The following is a 19,133-nucleotide window of genomic DNA, read 5'->3' as shown; positions in this document are numbered from 1 at the left end:
GTGATTCATCAAGGCTTACAGAATCTCAAAAATTTATTTTTGTAGAGTCTGTTACTTGTATAGCCTTGTGAATGGCGGGGATTCATGGTATAAGGGCAGCGCCCGTCCTTGTCAAACAAAAAATAAATGGCTTTTGAAAAAGCATGAGGACTACGGACGAATAATCCAGCTGAAAACGGCAAAGCCGTTCTTCAGCCTTTACTAAGGAGTTTTAGTTGGCTAGAAAAGGATTAAGGGAACCGAACAGTGAGGTTGGCGACGTCGAAGATGGTACGAGCAAACAGAACGATCCTTTTTTAGACAATTAAGACTCAACATGTGCAGCTTGCTGGACATGTTTTCCATCTTCATTAGCTCTTTTATTCAAATAAAAAAAGCCCTAACTATCTATAAAGATTGTTAGGGCTATCTCTTTTAAATTTTTTTAAGCTGTAATAAGACATGTAGCCATGTCTGCAGTACCTGGTGATAGATTGGATTTTTTACATATTAAGATTTAAAACCTTTTTTAGTTACATACCCTTTTTTTGACCATATTTTTAATTCTTTAATTTTAGCTTGTTTTTCAACTTCCTTAAATTCTTTCAAATGTGTTGTATTAGGCTTGTAAACAAACGCTACTCGTGCTAAACCATTTTCAAGTAGTTTACTTTGCAATAGCTTATTATCAACGTATACATAACATAATGCACGATTGTAACGATCTGTTCGATCTCCTTTATCAAATTCTACATCAATATTCTTTGCATTTACCAGGAGTTTTTCTGTAAAATCGCTAGCCTCTAAAGCGAATGGTTGAACAGCGGTTCCTTGTTTAACAGATTCAGGAGTATCAACTAGTAAAAGCCTTACTTTAATTTCTTTTTTATTAAGTAAAACTCTGAAGGTATCCCCATCAATCTTTTTCTTAAACGTAACTGGAATTTTTTTATTTTTTGGAAGTACACTAAAATTCTTTCCATTAAATTTTTGAATATTACTAAAGTCAGTTGATTGTCTTTCTTTAGCTTCAACGTTTACTAAAGGAAATGTAAAACTTACAACGAATATAATAGTTGAGAGTAAATATATAACTCTTAGATAGATTGTTTTTTTAGTTAACGTGCTAAATTTCATAATAATCACTCCTTTTTATTATTCTCATTTTTAAATAAACATCAAGGTTAGTGCCGTAATATTGTAAATAATATGGGCTAATATTGGTACTTTTAAATCGTTTGTTTTTAAATAAAGAATAGAGTAAATCACACTATTTATAAAATAAGGAAATAAGAAAATATCTAAATGTAGTATTGAAAACAGAAAAGAACTGAAAAGCACACTCCATATCGTACCCATTCGGATTATCAATTTTTTTAATACTATTTTTCTAAATAGTATTTCTTCTAATATTGGACCTATTACCAGCGGAACTAGGCTCCATAATGGGATTTTGACGATTCGATTTGTTGTTTCTTGTATGTTCGGATCTTGTGAACCAATAACACTTCTTAGTATGCTGAAAAAAATTGCTACTAGGTACAAGAAAGCAACACCAATAACAATGTATTTAATTTTTTTCTTCCAATTTATTGGTACTGCTCCTTTAATTGAATAGTTGTTTAATCTCTGAAGGTACATCGTTATCGGTGTACACTTTTGATAACTCTCCTTGAACAGCATAGCGTGTTTTTCCTCCTTCCGCACAAGTAATTAGTGTAATTAAGTTCTTATCTGCAACATCATTAATGACGTAACCGTCATTTGGACCTACAATTTTGTTTGAAGTAATCTTGTATTCATAGATTTTTTCGTAATCTGTAACAAAAATAAGTTGATCTTTAGCTGCATCTTCTAACGGGCCAAAAAGTAAGTTTTTATTGTTCATATGGTGACCCGCAAGAGCGTAATTTCCTACGCCCATTTGTTGTCCATTTTTCATTGTCCCAGCACCAACAGCTAGATTGGTATTTGCAATTCCTACTAAAATTGGCAATTTAATTCCTAAATTTGGTAATACGATTTTCCCTACTCCAAAATCTCTTACAATACGTTCGGCATTACGATTACCTTCTAAAACATCGGCCATCGTCAACTCTGTAACTTGACTAGGATCATAATTTGGTGCGGTTTCAGTTGAAACAGAAGGTGATTCTTTTGCTGCTTGTTCATCTTGTTTATCTTCAGTCTTTGATTGAGTTTTTCCTTGATTTGATTTAACTGTTTTTGCAGTTTGTTTAATAGAGACTACTTTTTCTCCAGTATTTTTTACAAGATGATTTTTATACGGTTGATATGCTGCGAATACTACTCCTGTTCCAATCACTACAAGAAAAAGACCTGGAATCAATTTATCCAGGACCTTTTGCTTCTTTGTTTTTTTCTTCGTCTTCTTTATTCTCAATTAGCTCACACCTTCCGTGTAAATTTTTTGGGATAAGGCTTTTTACTTATTGATTTCGGTTTATTTTCGAATTCAAAACCTGTTGTTCCATCTTCTTTCAAGATTACTTTTGCATCAAAAGTGTTCTTTTTCCCTTTAAAACCTTTGATTAATTTAGTTTTTTTATTTTGAATCAACTCTTTTGCTTGCGATGTAGACAGTGTTTTTCCAGCAATCGTTTTCCATAAAACAAAGTCACACGCTTCATTTGTGCAGCTGAATAATTTTTTCTTGTCTGTGATAATTCCAATTTTACATTTTGGACAATCTCCAATTTTTGAAGCCTCAATGATTTTATTTACTTCACCCTTATCAAACGAATTTTCATTTAAATCAGTTAGTGTAGAATGAACGAATTTTTCGATATTCTTGATAAAAGTTTGTTGACTTCCTTTTCCTGATCCTATTAGTTTTAAATATTCTTCCCATTTGGCAGTCATTTCAGGTTTTCCTATTAAAAGTTCTTTCGTCATTGAATAGATCAATTTTCCTTTCTCAGTCGGAAAAAGTTGCGTATTTTTTACTGACATAAAACCTCGGTCAATTAAAACTTTGATAATGCTTGCTCTTGTTGCTGGGCGGCCAATATCTAATTTTTCCATTAGTCCCCCTTCTGCACCTAATGTGGCTTCCGTTAAACGTGCGGGAGGCTTCGTTTCCCCTTCATCAATCGAAACGACCAGTGAAATAATTTCTCCTTCAGTTAAAGGTGGAAGAATAGCTTCTTCCTTTTCTGTTTCTTTCTGAAGGCTTTTCCATCCTTTTTGAATGATAACCTTCCCTGAAGTCTTAAATTCAATATCATTATGATCAATGACTGCTGTTGTCACTTCATATTCATAGTCAGCTGCAAAAATTTGTAGCGTATGATTGACTACGGCTAAATAAATATTTTGTTCTTCCTCAGTCAGCGTTTCTATTTTTGGTACATGAGTTGTTGGAATAATGGCATAATGTTCTACTACTTTTTCATTATCTACATGTAGTTTTCGTGGAGCTGTGTAGGCTGCTTCGAAACGATTGTCTACTACATCTTGATAAAGTTCTAAATTTTCTAGTAAATAATCAAATTCACTGGTCGTAATGTGATTGCATTCAGTTCGTGGATAACTTAGATAGCCTTTTGTGTAAAGACTTTGAACCGTTGCTAACGTATCGTCCAATCCATACTTCCATTTGTTATTTCCTATTTTTTGAATCCCACCTAAGTTTAATAATTTTGGTGCTGCTTTTACGCTTTTTTTCTTTTCTATTTTTGTAATAGTGGTTTCTAAAGGCTGATTAAAATTATTTTCTTCAAATATTTTTTGAATTTCAGTACGATCCATGTACTTTATTTTTGTTGTAAAGGTTAAATCAATTTGATTTTTCGTTGCCTTGCCTTTGAATTTGTAAAATGTTTCAGGTTTAAACTGATTGATTTCTAAATCATTTAATACAACTAAGCTGTTGCAAGGGGTTTGTACTCTTCCGATGGAATAGACTCCTTCTAATCCACTATTTTGTGCGATAATGGTAAAATAGCGAGTAAAATTCATTCCTACCAACCAATCACTTATTTGACGAGTTTGAGCTTCAATGTAAAAATCATACGTTTCGCTGCTATCGCGTAAATTTTTAAAGGCCGTCACCAAATCTTTTGCGACCATTGAATTGGCCCATAATCGTTTCTTTGGTTTTCGTTGAACTTTTTCACCACATTTATTTATAATGCTGTAGGCAATATTTTCTCCTTCTCTATCAGCATCCGTTGCTATTATAATGTTATCTGTTTCCTCCAGTAATTTTTTGACAGCACGAAATTGGGCCTTCGTTGAATCAACGATTTCATACTGATAGTGATTTGGTAAAAATGGAAGATCTGCAATCGTCCACTTTTTATATTTTTCATCATATCTCTCCATAGGTGCCATAGAAATTAAATGGCCAATTCCCCAGGTAACGATTACCTCTCCTGGTAAAATGGATGTATCGACCTCTACATGCGTTTTATAAGATTTCACCGTACCTAACGCTTCTGCATAGGCTTTTCCTTGCGCTGGCTTTTCAGCTAATATCACCGTTTTCATTCTGATTCCTTCTTCCTTTTATCATTTAAAAAGAGTTGCCTACGTGACAACTCTTTAATACGTTTTATATTTCTAATTCATGTCCACTTGTTTGTTTAGAAATCCCCTTAAAACGGTCTTGCTTTTTTTCCATTTGGTACACTCTTTCATTTCCCCAATCCCATTTGTCTATTCCCTCTAGTTGCTTTTCTTCAGGAATTTTTGGAAATTCAGACGTCACTGGAATGATCTCCCCATCGTTATTCTTGAATTGCATACTTGAAAATTGTTTCATAAATTCATGTCCCGCTTTGTCATTGTCTACACAAAGAGAAATACTTTTTGGCGCATCTCCTAATTTTTCCATTGAGTCATTAATAGAAGTCACAACCGTTGAAGTTTTTAATCCCTCCATTGCGACCAACCGAGTATCGTGTAGATCCGCTTTATGGATCGAAGCGTAGCTCAATAAATCAATAGAAGACTCGAATATCTTTAGATTTTCAGGTTTTCCTATCGTGAAATTAAATCCTTGACCATTTTCTGAACTTTCTTGAACATGTTTCCATGATCCCCGTTTGTATCGATCGCTCTTCACAATCCCTTGTTCACTGGCACCGATTATATCCCCGTCCTTACACCATTTGAACACGACATTGTTTCTCTCATCTTGAACCATTATTCCTTTATTATTCAATGACGTTACGATTCCTGTGTCAATTTTTCGTTCATTAATGAGATAGCGTTTCGCTTCGTTGAATGGCACTTCCTTCGTTTTGTATTGATAAGGTTCGCTCTTAAATTCAACATCTTGAATTTTTTCATAATCTCCACCATTTAACGCCCGCACTGAGTCTTGGAATCCTTTAATACCAACAATCTTTTGTGCAAATAAAATACTATCTCCATGCACATTCGCACCGTTCCAATGGAAAGAATTATTTCGACGGTCAATAACACAGCTATCGTGTTCAGTTAAACGATAGTAATTATTTCCATCTTGTTCTAGTGAAACACCATTAGATAAAGCAAAATCCAAGATATCAACTGATTTCGCCAATTGAACTTCTTCTTGGCTAACATAGTTACGTTGTTTAATCGCTTTATTTAAATTTTCAGTAAAATCTTCAGATTCTAAATTAGTATTATTATCCATTTCCTTTTGCTTTTGAATTTCTCCAGGTTCTTTTATATTATTTGTAGCTTGGTCAATTTCTTTTTTTACAAGTTGAACTACTTCAGGTATCGAATGATCTGTATCCACGAATAAATTTAATTTCCATTCTTCATTTTCTAAGACTTCTGTAAAAACTAAATCTGATTTTGTTGGTTGATCAAATGGGGACGTACTAAACCTTTTGTCTCCAATAGTTAGTTGGTGAATGTTGCTATCTTTCGAGTACACAGCAAACTCAGGATGTTCTTTAGCTGTAGTTTCAAAGATTTCCTTCACTTCTTTTTTATAGGTGGATTCAGGATACTCCATTACTTCAGACTCAGATTTAGTAGATTGCTCTTTCATACGTTCAATTTCTTTGGCTTCTTTGGCACTATCATTAAATAAAACAGCTTTCCTATCTATCATTTCAGTTTTTATTGCACGTTCTATTCTTGTTTCAATCTCTTCAGGAGTGCCATTGAAATTATTAGAAATACTATTCAGCCATTCTCCCTCTTTCAGATATTGTTCTTTTATTTCGTCATAGGGGTACTGTGGCTCAGTAGGTATCCGAACAAAACGGCGATCATCCATCGTCAAGGTATCTCGTTGAAGTCCACTACCTGGATAAGCAGTATCCTCTTCTTTAGAATACTGAACCACTTTGGGATAAGCCTCTTCAAGTTTTTTAAAGACTTCATCAATTGGCTTATTGTACGTTTTCTCACCTCGCTCATTGTTTAACTCAGAACTTTCACGTTCTATAATTTTCTGATTAGGAGAGTAAATAACAATTTCAGTATTCGTTTCTTTAAAAACATTTTCAATATACTGAACATTTTTATCCCAATCTAGTTTATCTAATCCTGATCCAATTCTTGGCATAGATAATTTAGTTTCCTCGTGCTTAGTCATCTCTTCTTTTAAGTGATCAATTGCCTTTTCAAAATTTTCTCGTGTAGGTTTATCGTAATAATGTTCTTTAGTGACTAAATTGTAGATGACTTGATTTCCCTCTACATATCTATACGCTTTACCAATTTCTAACTCTTGTGATTGTAAAAAAGGTTTCATGTTTGGATATTTTTGATCAAAGGTTTTAGCAATTCCTTTACCCATTACACTATCCTTAGAAATGGAATGCAACATTACCGAACTATCTTCTTTCAAAAAGAGATCCTGGTTTTTTTCAGATAAAGAAAAATTCTGATTTTCTTTTAATTGTTGCATTTCGAATTCTCTTGAATCTATATCAATATTTTCATTTTTATTCAGTCTTTCTAGTTTTTCCTCTATTTCTTTTTCAAGACTTTCTATTGCAATTATTCTTTCCTCCGCAATTGAACTTTCTATTGTTTCAATAAATCCTCTAGAAATCGAATGAATTTCTTCCAAACTCTTCACTTTGTCTTCTACTAATTGTCCATTTTTTGACCAATCCGCAATATAAGGAACAGCTTCTTCGGTAGTATCCATTCCAAAATGTTTACTCACTACGTGAGAAATCATTTCAGCTTGAAACTCTTGTTCCGCTGTTGACAGCTCCGTACTTGAATGTGCTTTGGCATGGGCCAACTCGTGGATTAAAGTTCCGACGTTTTCCGTTTCCGTATTTCGTGTGTTCATTATGATTTCTGATTTTACAGTTGTTCCATCTATCGCTTTTTTTTGGAAATATGCCCCTTTGATATTACCCAACTCTGTACCAGCTTGATCCATGTTTCGAATAGGCACTCCCAACTCGTGACCTATTTTATTTAATCCAGCATCCATTCCTTTTAGTAAATGCGGATCATCCATGTCATGATTAAATTGTTTATTTGGGAATATTTTTGGTAAGTCTTCAGGATTTGCATTGGTTTGACTAATATCAAAAACCGTCCCTAGTTTATAACGTTGAACCTTGTTTACTTTAAGTTGATTTGTTTTAATTTTCTCTTTTTCTTCAGTAGTTGCTTGGGTTAAATATTTTGTTGTTCCATCCTCAGCCTGAAAAAGCTCAACTGGAGTAGGCACAAATATCTTAATTCCTTTTTCACCTCTGTTGACAGAAAAACCAGCATCTTTAAATTTTTTAAAGCTGCCCACTCCTAAAGCTCCTGGAAATTGTGTTTGAATTAAACTCATATTTTTTGGAGAGTAATTGTGAAAACGACTCATAAAATCCATGTATTCCAAAATATCTTTTTCTGAAGTTGTGTAGCTTTGAATTTTTTCTAATGTGCTACTTGTTAAATCTTTGATTTCTTTATCTAGCTCTTCTTTTGATTTTCGCACGTAGTTTTTTTTCTTTGTTACGCTTTTGACACCACTCATCCTAATTGACCTCCTTCTTTATCAAAATTAATATAAATATCTTCTGATTCAGGAGTATCTTCCGCAAGCTTACTTAGACTTAAAATCATTTCTTCCTCAGGATAAACTTTTACTTCTGATTGATTAAACACATTCTGTAGTAGAATGGATCCTTCATTCACATCTATTTCTTTCACTAAATACGGTTCCATTTAAGTTCCTCTTTTCTATCATCTTTTAATTATGATTATTTCCTTTTGTTCGTCTTATCTTGGTGGACTTTTATTCTTTTCCATTTTTTCAACTCCTAGCGGTCATAAGCTTGTTGTTTCTTCGCTTGTTCAACTTTTCGTTGTGTTTGTGCAAATGCACGTTCATTTTTATAATCTTCATATTCATTGTTAACCGCCTGTTTCAAATTATTAACGGTTTTATGAGAAACAAAAAAAGGCTTCTCTGATTCATAAGAGGCCTTTTTCTCGATTTCTTTACTAGACAACAGTCGAGCATAATAAAGTTGTTGTTGTTCATAAGTGTAGGTTTGGTAGGTGCCGTCAGTAAACAAGCTGTAATCATACGATTTCGTCTTACCGTTCTTCATAGATTCCTTTCCATTTTCAGGAACAAAAGAACCTTTCCTTCCTTCAGGATGATTCTGATCAATACTTCTTTTTTCCGTTTGACTGATATCATAAATTTGAATTGTCTCAAAGTGAATTACTCTTTTTGTTGGTTCTCCCGTGGCATCTAATTCAAAGACAGGGCTACTAATCTCAATTGGAAGTGCATCAGATTTTAATTTTCTTCCTTCTTTTACCCAACTGTATTCCCCTTGTACGAACGTTGCTTCAGGAAATTGATTCTTGATTTTACTCTGATTGAATTTTGAATACTTCCCTAAATTGGATTCTCTTGGAAGCTCTTTTTCTTCTTTAATGGATCCCATTTCGTTTTCAGGTACGAAAGAACCTTTCCTTCCTTCGATATGCTTCTGATCAACGACTCTTTTTTCCGTTTGACTGATATCATAAATTTGAATTGTCTCAAAGTGAATCACTTTTTTTGTTGGTTCTCCTGACTCATCTAATTCAAAGACAGGGCTACTAACCTCAATTGGAAGTGCGTCAGATTTTAATTTTCTTCCTTCTTTTACCCAACTGTATTCCCCTTGCACGAACGTTGCTTCAGGAAATTGATTCTTGATTTTACTCTGATTAAATGTTGAATACTTCCCTAAATTGGATTCTCTTAGAAACTCTTCTTCTTTAATGGGTGAGTCTATCTCTTTATCATTCATCTTTGCGTTCGTACTATTTTCAGTATTCTCTTCTAAATCTAACAAAAACTTTTGCGCCTCTTTTTTTCTTTCTTCAAGAGCTATACGTGCCTCTTTTCTTCTTTCATTAATAGCTAATTTACTTTCAAAGACAATGTTATTTACTTTATTTAGTCCTATTTCACATGACTTTAGCTCTTTGAGAAAACTGTTCCCTAGTCTCTTTTGGATATCTTCCGATTGATTTTTAAAATAATCTTTATCATTCCTTTTTGTTTCACCGTAAAGAGTTTTACGAAATGCACTTTCCTCTCTTAATAAATTTTGATAGTCTTCAAAGTTAGGATTTTCTTTCATTAATTTAGTGACCAATTGGTCTAATTTCTCTTTAGTAGCTGGCTTTAATCGTTTGTAATTCCAGTCTTTTCTATTTGCTGGTAAACCACAATATATATCATAAACAAGCGCCTTATACGGTTCAATCGTATCGTTATTCAGTTCTGTTTTGATTTCTTGAACCAAGGTATTACGTAGTTCACTTCGCCGTTCTTGCACTTCTCTTCTTCTAAATATATCATTTGCAAAATCACTCTTCATTGAATCAATTACAGATAACTTTCTTTTCCCACGGGGTTGTATTATTTCTTTTCCATCAGTTTTTATAACCATTGACTTTCGTGTATTTTCAAGTTCGGTTGCTGCAAAATGTATATGGAAGTGATTTGTATTATAATGAATCATTCCAGTCCAAATACCTGTCTCATTAAGTGATTCATTGTCAAAAAACTTCTTCATCATTTTTCTTCCCGCAGCAATCAATGGCTCTCTATCCAATTCTTTTGTTTCTGGATTGTATATACCTTCTTTGATGAGCGCTGCTGTGTCAAAGGAAATTACATCCTTATATAAGATACTCCCTTTTTTTGAAGCTTTAGAAAATTTTTTTGCCATTTCTTGTTCTTCTCTTGCTGTTAAATCATTTTTATCTAAAGTAAAAAGACCAGTTGATAATGACTGCTCTTTTGGCATCTTAGATTTAGTTTGATCCTTAATTTTTCCCATGAATTCCGATGCTTTAGTCTCCATGTATTCAAGTTGTTCAAGTTCGTCAGGATTTAATTTTTCTTTACTTTTTAAGGCATTCGTTCTTCCCATGTATGAAATATAGTTTGAAAAGTCTTCGCTTTGTTCAACGTCTGAAAAGATATCATGTTTCAGCAACTCCATTGCTTCAGCTTCAATATCTGTTACTTCTTTTTCAAAATGACTGGATTTCTTTATTTCCTTTTTTTTATCACTTTCTAATTCAGCAATGGCTTTATTTATTCGATCTAACTCATTTCGTTCTACTGAGGTTAAGTTATCACCTTTTGCTTCCAAAACCCCTTGACGAGTCATATATCTAATATAGTTTCCATAATTATTTCCTCCTGGAACTTCAAATTCAGAAGTCAATATGATACTTGGATGGGCCATTGTTTCACCTCACTTTATGATTCTATTCTATAAATTATTTAGAAAATAATTGTTATCCTCGCCTATTTTTTCCTTCTTGGTGGTAAATTTCATTTGTTTCGTTTTATTTTTTTGAATTCTTGATTCAATAATCTTTTCAGCTGCTTCATATCTCGGATTTCCTTCTCTTGCAACAATTGGTGTTGCCATATTTTCCGCTTGACTTGATACGATTTCGGCAATAATGGAAATTTCTTTTGACATAGCTTTGATCTTTGTACTATTCTTTTCCGTTGCAAATTTGTTGTATTTTAAAATTGCGAAACGTACAGCCTGACTTAGATTATCAATTCCTGGTTCAGTTTGAATAATCTCATTCAGTATCAATTTAACTTCTTCATTACCATAGAACTTTATTGGTTTTCCTGTCATTTATATTCACCAACCTCACCAGTTAGTAGGGCTTGAACAATAAAATTATTGGATTCAACATATTCGTTAAGAACCTCTTTTAATTCTATTATTTCCTTTCGTAATTCATTTATTTCTTCAAATTGACTTAACATTGATTCATTTACCATTGCTTTTTCAATAATTGTTTTACACAACATATTGCGGCTGATTCTTTTCTTTCCCTTCAGTGAAAGGTCTTTTGCTTTCTGATCTAACATTGCAATAGTTGCAGCATCTACGTTACTAATTTTTATAGGATCCATTTTAATCTTACCTCTCACTAGATATGTCCCTAAGTAGTGCTTTATAGGGGTATTTTAGGGACATGTCTATTATTTTTAGGGGTACAATGTGTACCTTTTTTTATTACTTTGGCACCGTCTTTTTTTTGTTAAGAAACCCAATAGGCACAGCCTATTTAGACACTTTATTTATAAAGTGGTACCGCGGTTTCCTTATGCTCTTTTCTTTTCAAAAATTCTTTGGGTCAAAATCAAGGTTTTTACTCTATGAAATTATCTTTTTTTCTTTTATTACTTTATCTTTGATTCGCTTCAAGTTCTTTTTCTTTGAGTAGTTTTATTTTTTCTTCAAGGAGATTTATCTGTTCCTCTTTTTTAGTCGTGCTTGCTTTATAGGATTCTATTTCTGATTTGTTCATTTGGATTTTATTCTGATCTCGCTCTAATTCTTCACCTAACTTAGTGTCTAGACCTTCTTCAATTTGTTTGTTAGAATTTTTTATTTGATCAATTGCTGCTTGGTTGTCAGTAATTTCAATATTTGCTTCTTTAATAGATTGATTGATTAATTTGATTTGATAATCTATTTTATCTGAGAAGTAACTTTCTTTATTTGTATCTAGCTTTAAATTGTTGTTAACAATTTTGTTACTTTGGTCGCTATATACTTTTACTTCAATTCCTTTCAAGTCATCTGATTGATTTTTTAATAAATTCAAATAACCAGGATAAATGAATTGTTTAATTGTACCGAATTCTTTTGGTACATTCTTAACAAAAGTCACATAATAATTTTCGTCAACTTGTACTACTTGCGTTTTTAAAAATTCATTTACATTATTTTTTGTGACTGCTTTAGTATCAATTTTGAAGTTAGTTAAATCAAAAGAATTGTTTTCACTATCTATCCAGTAATCCACTCTGAATAGATTTTCTTTTGGATTGTACTCTCGTTTTACAACAGTAAGATTGGCTTGACCTAGTGGTTGGGACTTGCCTTCTGCAATTGAAATGTATTTATATTTTTGGCTACTTGAAAAACCACTAACAAGAATGCAAAGAAATGTAGAAGCAAAAATACCCATCGCAAGATAATAAGAGTAGGCTCTCTTTCTTCTAATGGTTGTTCCTATATTTTTCAATTTTTTACCTATTAACTTTAATCTATCAAGCATGTTGCACCATCTCCCGTTCTGTATAATCGATTAGAACTACTTGATTTTTGATATTTTCTTTTTTGATACGCTTATATCTTTTTAACCCTGACAACCTAACTAAAAGCCAATTCTCACCATCATAATCAAACCATTCAATTCTATATTGATTACAATATTTACCTGATTTATTTGAGTGAGTGATAATCAATTCCTTGTTATCTGAGCTGTAGTTATATGCCCTTTTTAGCTTCTCTAACTCTGTTTCCATTACTTCCACTCCTTTAATTTAAAATAACTTAAAAGCACTGTAGGAAAAAAATTTGACACCTTAGTGCGTTTCTCTTTTTTGATACTCTAGGTATTGATTAGCGAACATTGGAAAGGCCGATGCTTTCACAATCGGCAACATGTTATAAGTGTTTTTAATTTCTTCTAACTCTTCTCCTTCATTAACAATGTGACTTCTTCCTTCATTAAATTCTTGTTGGTACACTTGTTGATTTAGATAATATTGAAGTCTAATTATGGGATTTTTAGATATACTTTCATTTAAAAGACCATTTTGATAATGAAAAAAATGTGATCCATCCATCCCTTTTCCTAAATTATTTGTTCCGACCGCAATAGGGACGTCTAATGGAAAATTATTTTCTGCTAGCCACGTTTCGCTAAAAGACTGAACGATAATATAATAACTATTCGTCAAAAATGAGTGAATGGAAAGATATGAACAAATAAAATCCCACTCTTCAGTTACTTTAAATATCCCGTATTTATATTTTTCACTCTCATTAATTTCTTTTATTAAAGCTCCTCTTTCACCTATTTTCCTATCACTAATTATTTTTAGTTTATTTAAATAATCATATTCTTCAACTTTAATATCTGTAAAAGGAAATTGAACAAATTGAAACGGACCCGTTTCTAATAATCCTTTTCCTTTAAGTTCATCTAAAGTAAATAACTCTGAATCAATTAACACAGCGCAACCATGAAGATATTTATTTTGACTCTTTATGCAACCGTGAGAGTACATTTTATTTGGAAACATTCCTTTTACTTTTAAATCTAAAGTAATCTTTTTACTAGTTGTCACGCTTTCTACATTCACTCAACACTTTGATTTACTTACATCTTTAAATTGCTGAGGATAATCACTCGTAAAAATTTCAGGGGACAAGTCTAAAAATACATGTCCCTTATTACAAAAGTAATCTTGTTTATGTGTTTCAATTATTTTTTTATTAAATGATCCGATTACTTTTTTTGATCCAAACATGGAAGGTTGTTCATTTTCTTTCTTACACAAAAATTCTTCATAATTTCCTTCATAATTACTTCTTAATAATTGAGTTTCAGTATTAAATGTCATTTCAAAAACTCCAATTCAATATATTTTTAGATAATTGAATGGTAACTAAAAGACGTTACCATAAATTTTCCATTCATTTTTTCAAGTTTCAACGTAAATAAGTTGTGCGTTTTAGTTTCTTTTCCATCTACTGTAGTTGTATATTCAACGTCACAAATCACTTCCGCTCTTTCTGTATCTTTATCATAATCACCTAAAAATATCTTAGCTGAATCTATTTTAGAATTGATTAAAATGGTTTTATCAACTTCACCTTGTTCAGATAATCCTTGATCTAGTTTTGGAACTAAGCAATCCACAACATCTTGTATTGCCACTTCTTGAAGTGAAGTTATTCTGTTTTGGTCGTACATATCCGAAAAATTCAAATAACTTTCTACAAATTGTTCAGATCTTTGTTTAATCTGTTCACTAATTAGATCACTTGCATGTTGCTGATCGATCAATTCATTTTTTCCTTTAGTATCAGTTTCATCTTTTGAATTTGAAGAATCTTTTAATTGATCATTCTCTTTAGTCAAAATATTATTTTTTTGATTAAGTTGCTCAATTTGATTTTGATAGCCCGATTCTAACTCTTCCTTAACAGCTGCCGCATTCGTTTGAATCGTCATTTTATCTTCTTTGATTTTGTAAATAAACAGACCATTAATCATTATTGAAAAAGCTAAGAGCATAATCAGAAAATTTCTCCAAATCGATGGTTGATTTTTAGTTTTCATTATTTTTTAGCTCTCCTTTTTCAATTTCATCGTTTAATTTTAGTGCATGTTTAATACTAGATGCTTCTTTTACATTACTATCCCTATCAATGTAAGTTGGAACAAAACTGTAATCCTTACGAAAACCACTTGTAAAGGCTACTTGCTCTTTTGTTTCTGTATTTTGTAAACAATAGGTGTCATTGGTCGGTATTTCTACGATACTCCAATGTTCCATCGAAATATTTTCTTTTATAAACAACTCTTCAATTTGTTCTATATCTTTCGTTACAGACTCATTGGTTAACAAAGCTTCTCTTATTCCTTCAGGAATTGTATTTTTAAAAAAGGCACCTTTAATCTCTTCTTGTTTTTTAACTCTGTATCCACTTGAATCAAATTTATAAGGTTTCTTGGTATCATGATTAGGGTACAATCTACACATTTCTTGATATGCTTCTGTAATAGTCCAACCAGTTTTTAAAAAATCATCTTCAGTTATCGTATACAATTTCATAAATTGATTGATTTCTTCTTCAGTTGAATGTTCAAATATTTCTTTTACTTCTTCAGGTTTTAATGGTGGTGGGAAATTATCAGGTAAGTTCAATATTGAAAATGAATAATATTGTACATCTTCATCTTTATACAGCAAGACGTTATCAACTTTTTCCCCTTCAAATGTTGTTACGCTTAATGCATTTCCCATTAACTCTATACGACAAGATAGTGATTTCATCTTTTTTATTGCTTCTTCTTTTGTTCCTAAAATAGTCGATACAACGATATCCAAACCAACATCATTGTACAATTCATCAAATATAATTTGATACGTTTCTTTTGTTTCCATAATCATTCACCTCAGTTTTATTTTTATCAAAGACCTAATAATGGCGCTGGATCTACGACATTTCCTTCACCACCATTTTGGCTTGTTCGTACTTCAAAATGTAAATGTGGCCCTGAACTTTGTCCTGTGGATCCTAACTTTCCAATGACTTGGCCTTGTTTAACAGTATCTCCAACTTTTACAAATTGCTCTGATTGGTGTGCGTATAATGTCCATTGTCCGTTGTCATGTTGAATTACGGTTGCTATACCATAGCCTGACACTGGAACACCATCTTGCTGAGCGATGACGACTGTTCCATCCATTGCTGCTTTAATTTCTGTGCCATACGGGTTCCCAAAATCAATTCCTTTGTGAAATTGTGGTGGGCTTACTGACGTTGCTGGCCGTTGACCGTATGGAGACGTAATAATTGGATTATCAACTGGTAATGAATACGTTCCTCCACCACCTGTTGCTCCTTCAGTAATAAATTGTTTAATCAATAATGGATAAAATTGATTTCCATAATAATATTTCCATCCACCGTTAATAGGAACACTCACAGCATTTTTATAATCTACTTTTTTTCCGCCACTTTTGTATGCTGAATAACTTTCAGCACTATCATAGGTCCATTTTGTTTCATTTTTTTGAGCCATCCAAACGGTATTGTATTCTCCACCAAAGTTATAACTTGCTATTGCTGCCCAAATATCTTGACCAAATTGTTTCGTTGAGTTAAAATTTCCAGCTAGATGTTTAACCCCTGCTTCTATGCTCTTTTCGGGGGATGTAATCAGTCCTGGATGATTAGGATCAATACTTTCTGAACTTTGCATAATATCGCCACCTGAAGACTCAACACTTCCTCCACTTTCTACTTGGATGATTGCCAAAACATAAGGAACTAAATCAGGAACTCCCTGTTTAGCACATTCTTTTTCAACCATTCCTTTAAAACTTAGAGTTGCTTCTGAAAGATCTTTGTTTCCTATTGCGCCTCCACCGCCCATATTACCGCCTGATTGGCTTCCTACGCCTCCTCCTAATATAATGACAAGGAAAAGTGAACAGACAACTAAAATAAGCCCACCAGAGGAAAAAAATCCCCCTATGAGCTTCATAGCCAATAATAGTTTATCTTTCCTCGTTGCTTTTCCTTGCATGAGTCTGAGTATTTTCATTTTCTTTCTCAATGAGCTTCCTCCTTAATGGCCACCAGCGAAACGTTCCAATTGATCTTCGGTTGGATCCACGTTAACGGTGTATTTATTTTTGCCACCTAATGTACAAAAGACTTGCCCTTTTTTCAGTCGTGTTAACGACTCATATTCTGATTCAGTCAATGAACTTCCTAAAACTTCTTTCATTCGTACCATAACGGATTCGTCTAGGTTTAAATAGAACTTAGAATGACATAACTCAAATACTTGCTTAATCTTAGAAATGTCAGAACTACTTGTTCCTTCAGGTAAAATTTCTTGCGGTGATTGTGTCGCAAAATAAACACCAGCAGAGAACTTACGCATCTCTTTTTGAAAGTTAACAACATAATCTACGGCAAAAATATTATGTGCATTGATTATATTTTGACATTCATCCATAAAAAACATGAAATAAGTTACGTCTTCAGGAGCAATTTTCTTTTCAGATAATAAATTTTTCATTCTTCGTCCATTTTTCATTGCCTGGTTCCAAATAATTGTGAGAGCCGTAAATAATTGACAATTAAAAATTTCTTTATCAAATGAACTAATTCCATCAATATCAAAAAATAGAATTTGTTCATCTTCAAAGTTTTCAAGTGTTGTGTGTCCATTAAATAAAGCCCCGTATTCTTTTGTCATAGAATGAATGACCGTTTGAATTCTTTCAAGACCTTCTTTCTTACTGACAGTCGCAAATTCATATTTTGCTGATTTTAATTCTGCATCTAAAAAACTTGAAAACTCGTTCATAGTTGGGTATTCACTTGGTTTTAATCCTGTAATTTTGATAGATGCTCGATTGTTCATATATCCTGGTTCCAACAATTTTCGTTCTATATAAAAGTTTTCTAATAAGTTTCCTAATTCAAGTGCTTCTATCGATGTCATTTCAGGATTAATAAAGCGAACCTGAGAAACAAACTTACTTTTGTGCATCATGAAGCTTCCTAGCTCGTCAATGTACATGCCACTTTTATCTGTTTTAGTCGCAAATACTTCTAACGGATTAATCATGCCATCGGTTCCCGCTAAATCAAGAATAACCCCTTCCTGACCTTCAATTAAGTTATACCAATCTCGATTTTTTTCAATTCCACGGATAATTGTTTGGCGACCTACTAACATATCTTCCAACATTTTTAGGAAAGTTGATTTACCAAATCCAGGCATACCTAACACCATACCTGAGAAAGACGTTCTATCTTCAGTTACTCGATATGGATCAAACACAAAAGCGCCGTTGGTACCTGTTGTTCCAATATGTCCTCCCCATGGATCTAATAGGTATTGGTGATTAAATGGATATCCCCCTCCCACTGCTTGTGACGGAATCGAAATGCCTTTACGACTATTAATTCCTTTTTGTTGATCCCCATAAGATGTAAAAAGCGACATCCACTCACTTTTTTGTTCAAAAAGGAATGTTGTCGCTTTATAATCCATACTATTTAATTTTTTCCTTAAGTCAGAGATCTCATTTTCTAATGCTTCTAAGGTATCTTCACTTAAGAAAATACGAACGTGCATAAGTTTAATAATTTCTCCTCCCTGTGTAATTTCACTTGCGAATTGTGACAGCTGCTTAAACTCGTCTAAAGCATCGTTACGATCTGTGTACTTACGTTCACTTTCCATTCGGTCTGAAAATTCGCTTAATGTTCTATTTACTGCTGAAATGACTTCTTCTTTATTTGCTGTTGAAATATCCATCATAGCAATGGTGTTAATGTTTTCGGTTAGGTTTGTCATCCAAAATGGTGGAACATTTCTAGGGAAACGATAAACGTGTAAACAAGCATAATAACCATCTCCTCCTTTCACATATCTCTCATCAAAACGAATTCCACCTTGTGGTTGAATTCGTTCAATGAAATCTAAGTCATAACCAGCTTTTTTTAATGCAGTAATTTGTTTGGAATTCATACATTTTCCCCTCTCTAAATATCTGTATTCATGTTATTGAGTTTAAATAATACCTTTTCGATTGTTTCTTGGCCCACGTCTGAAATTTCTAGATTAAATCCACCGTTTCTTTTAATGTCTCTGACTTTATCCGACATCATTTGCTTATTATCTGCATACAAGATTAAGAAAAATTCTAAATTGGCTAAGTTCTTCTCAACCCATAACATGCGGCCAATTTGTTCTTGACAACTTTTGATCTGAACATGATTCCGTTCTTTTCTTGCTTGCATTAGTTTTCGATTCCAAAAAATTTGTTGTGGTTCTGTTCCCGCTGGGAACATTAAGGAAAAGATACTTAGGTCTTCTGCATACAATCGGACTAAAGTTGTTAAATGATTCATGAGTTGTGTTTTTTCGGCCCAACTTAGAGAAAATACATTACGTGTTCCAATTTTTAAATAAACTTGATAATGATCATCACGGTCAACAATAAAATTTCCGTCTAATCTTTTATAAGGCAACAATTCAATGACTGGTGTCAGTCCAGCTGAAGCAATTCCAGTTTTATTTTTCTTTTTAGATTCTGTTGATTTTACATTGATCATACT

18 protein-coding genes are annotated in these 19,133 nt (G+C 32.9%); all 18 read right to left on the bottom strand.

What is annotated here, in order from left to right; all coding sequences use genetic code 11:
* Nucleotides 1-489: 489 nt before the first annotated feature.
* Nucleotides 490-1,116, bottom strand: coding sequence for a thermonuclease family protein (locus AC07SW_RS13125; RefSeq protein ID WP_494633139.1), 627 nt, complete (start codon nt 1,114-1,116; stop codon nt 490-492).
* Between the two features lie 30 nt (nt 1,117-1,146).
* Nucleotides 1,147-1,620, bottom strand: coding sequence for a CPBP family intramembrane glutamic endopeptidase (locus AC07SW_RS13120; protein WP_494633137.1), 474 nt, complete (start codon nt 1,618-1,620; stop codon nt 1,147-1,149).
* Nucleotides 1,586-2,383: a class A sortase gene (locus tag AC07SW_RS13115; RefSeq protein WP_494633136.1), complete on the bottom strand. Its 798-nt coding sequence runs from the start codon at nt 2,381-2,383 to the stop codon at nt 1,586-1,588. Before AC07SW_RS13115 ends, AC07SW_RS13120 begins: the two co-directional genes overlap by 35 nt.
* 5 nt (nt 2,384-2,388) lie before the next feature.
* The gene (locus tag AC07SW_RS13110; RefSeq protein WP_494633135.1) at nt 2,389-4,491 is read right to left on the bottom strand and encodes a type IA DNA topoisomerase; all 2,103 of its coding nucleotides are present in this window, start codon (nt 4,489-4,491) and stop codon (nt 2,389-2,391) included.
* Nucleotides 4,492-4,555: 64 nt separating this feature from the next.
* Nucleotides 4,556-7,945, bottom strand: coding sequence for a toprim domain-containing protein (locus tag AC07SW_RS13105; RefSeq protein ID WP_494633133.1), 3,390 nt, complete (start codon nt 7,943-7,945; stop codon nt 4,556-4,558).
* Nucleotides 7,942-8,136, bottom strand: coding sequence for a hypothetical protein (locus AC07SW_RS13100; protein ID WP_494633131.1), 195 nt, complete (start codon nt 8,134-8,136; stop codon nt 7,942-7,944). The genes AC07SW_RS13105 and AC07SW_RS13100 overlap by 4 nt, the downstream gene beginning before the upstream one ends.
* Before the next feature lie 95 nt (nt 8,137-8,231).
* A complete protein-coding gene (gene mobP2, locus AC07SW_RS13095; RefSeq protein ID WP_494633130.1) occupies nt 8,232-10,676 on the bottom strand; it encodes a MobP2 family relaxase in 2,445 nt (814 codons plus the stop codon).
* 27 nt (nt 10,677-10,703) lie between these two features.
* The gene (locus tag AC07SW_RS13090; protein ID WP_494633128.1) at nt 10,704-11,087 is read right to left on the bottom strand and encodes a hypothetical protein; all 384 of its coding nucleotides are present in this window, start codon (nt 11,085-11,087) and stop codon (nt 10,704-10,706) included.
* On the bottom strand, nt 11,084-11,371 hold the full coding sequence (locus tag AC07SW_RS13085; RefSeq protein WP_494633126.1) for a hypothetical protein: 288 nt from the start codon (nt 11,369-11,371) through the stop codon (nt 11,084-11,086). The genes AC07SW_RS13090 and AC07SW_RS13085 overlap by 4 nt, the downstream gene beginning before the upstream one ends.
* Nucleotides 11,372-11,646: 275 nt before the next feature.
* Complete coding sequence (locus AC07SW_RS13080; protein WP_494633125.1) at nt 11,647-12,525, bottom strand: hypothetical protein; 879 nt, start codon at nt 12,523-12,525, stop codon at nt 11,647-11,649.
* Nucleotides 12,518-12,775 (bottom strand): hypothetical protein, encoded by a 258-nt coding sequence (locus tag AC07SW_RS13075; RefSeq protein ID WP_135018968.1) that lies wholly within the window; start codon nt 12,773-12,775, stop codon nt 12,518-12,520. The genes AC07SW_RS13080 and AC07SW_RS13075 overlap by 8 nt, the downstream gene beginning before the upstream one ends.
* A 60-nt stretch (nt 12,776-12,835) precedes the next feature.
* On the bottom strand, nt 12,836-13,603 hold the full coding sequence (locus tag AC07SW_RS13070) for a hypothetical protein (RefSeq protein WP_494633123.1): 768 nt from the start codon (nt 13,601-13,603) through the stop codon (nt 12,836-12,838).
* 15 nt (nt 13,604-13,618) lie between these two features.
* Nucleotides 13,619-13,879: a hypothetical protein gene (locus AC07SW_RS13065; RefSeq protein WP_494633121.1), complete on the bottom strand. Its 261-nt coding sequence runs from the start codon at nt 13,877-13,879 to the stop codon at nt 13,619-13,621.
* A 26-nt stretch (nt 13,880-13,905) separates the two neighbouring features.
* On the bottom strand, nt 13,906-14,601 hold the full coding sequence (locus tag AC07SW_RS13060) for a YddI family membrane protein (protein ID WP_494633120.1): 696 nt from the start codon (nt 14,599-14,601) through the stop codon (nt 13,906-13,908).
* The gene (locus AC07SW_RS13055; protein WP_494633118.1) at nt 14,591-15,430 is read right to left on the bottom strand and encodes a hypothetical protein; all 840 of its coding nucleotides are present in this window, start codon (nt 15,428-15,430) and stop codon (nt 14,591-14,593) included. Before AC07SW_RS13055 ends, AC07SW_RS13060 begins: the two co-directional genes overlap by 11 nt.
* A gap of 26 nt (nt 15,431-15,456) precedes the next feature.
* A complete protein-coding gene (locus tag AC07SW_RS13050; protein ID WP_494633116.1) occupies nt 15,457-16,608 on the bottom strand; it encodes a lysozyme family protein in 1,152 nt (383 codons plus the stop codon).
* 12 nt (nt 16,609-16,620) lie between these two features.
* Nucleotides 16,621-18,543 (bottom strand): VirB4 family type IV secretion system protein, encoded by a 1,923-nt coding sequence (locus AC07SW_RS13045; protein ID WP_494633115.1) that lies wholly within the window; start codon nt 18,541-18,543, stop codon nt 16,621-16,623.
* A 14-nt stretch (nt 18,544-18,557) separates the two neighbouring features.
* Nucleotides 18,558-19,130: a TraC-like domain-containing protein gene (locus AC07SW_RS13040; RefSeq protein ID WP_494633113.1), complete on the bottom strand. Its 573-nt coding sequence runs from the start codon at nt 19,128-19,130 to the stop codon at nt 18,558-18,560.
* Nucleotides 19,131-19,133 lie beyond the last annotated feature (3 nt).

This window comes from Carnobacterium sp. GW821-FHT04C06 (genome assembly GCF_059420345.1).
This window is presented reverse-complemented; position numbering and strand designations above follow the sequence as displayed.